General features: G+C 44.5%; 1 pseudogene. It reads right to left on the bottom strand.

What is annotated here, in order from left to right:
* Positions 1 to 891: 891 nt before the first annotated feature.
* A pseudogene (locus DXZ20_RS37215) lies at positions 892 to 1,077 on the bottom strand (IS110 family transposase); the annotation flags it as partial.

Genomic DNA, 1,077 nt, shown 5'->3' with positions numbered 1-1,077 from the left:
TCTCTCCCCTGCTCCCTCTCTCCCCTGCTCCCTCTCTCCCCTGCTCCCCTGCTCTCAGAAACTCACCAGCTGTCCTCTGTCAGAGTCTTAAATTATTTAACGGGAACTAGCATTCTCTGTTTGGTTAGGGTTAGATTTATAACGCACTGAAAGGAATACGTGATTCAGGCTGTACCTTGAAAACAGCATAGTTTCGTTATGAAGTGTGTAGGCCTTGGTCCGTAAGGCTTGCAGGCACTGTAGGATGAACGTGCGCAGTTTTTGGATGATGTTTTCATTGGGTAAATTTTCATCTGTGTATTTGTCATCTGAAATGCTTACGGAATAAGGCTTCTGAAAAGGGTGTCTTTTATCTCATAAACCCTGCAAGGGGACAGAAACTCATGGAACAGCTCTAAAGCCAACCGAGGTCTAAAGGATCTTTCATTCCATAAACCCCGAAAGGGGACGGAAACTCGAACTGATCAATCTGCGCCTGCAGACTTTCGGTTCTTTGGGCTTTCATTCCATAAACCCCGAAAGGGGACGGAAACTCGAACTGATCAATCTGCGCCTGCAGACTTTCGGTTCTTTGGGCTTTCATTCCATAAACCCCGAAAGGGGACGGGAACCTTCCGTTACCAGCGTCACCTAAGTTTCGTAGCAAGTAGATCTTTCATCCCATAAACCCCGAAAGCGATTATGTTTGCTGTCAAGGGCGATTACTGAAAAAAACGCGAGAATACAGTGTTTCAGCAATGTGTTCTCGTCATCTTCTTGATGGTAAACGATAAAAATCAAACACTCTCTTCTATGCTCTCTTTCCTGACATAAAAAAGAGCTATGGCTTGTTTATATCGATGAGAAAAAGGGGCTAAATCTGCTTAGAAGAAAGCGCTGCGACCATCGAATCTAGGTCGTTTGAAAGAATGCCGTGACTTTGTTATCGTCCCAGGGTTCATTCTTCTTGACCATCGCATTTAAACAAATAATAAACTTTCTCATACAGGCAATAATTGCTACCTTTTTGACTTTCCCTCTGGCCAGTAGCTGTTGATAGAAGGCACGAATCGGTGGATTGCACTTCAGCGCTGATAC

The sequence above is a fragment of the Adonisia turfae CCMR0081 genome, assembly GCF_011009555.1.
In the GTDB taxonomy this organism is placed as follows: domain Bacteria; phylum Cyanobacteriota; class Cyanobacteriia; order Phormidesmidales; family Phormidesmidaceae; genus Leptothoe; species Leptothoe turfae.
The sequence above is the reverse complement of the archived record's forward strand: the minus strand, read 5'-3'. Positions and strand labels throughout refer to the sequence as shown.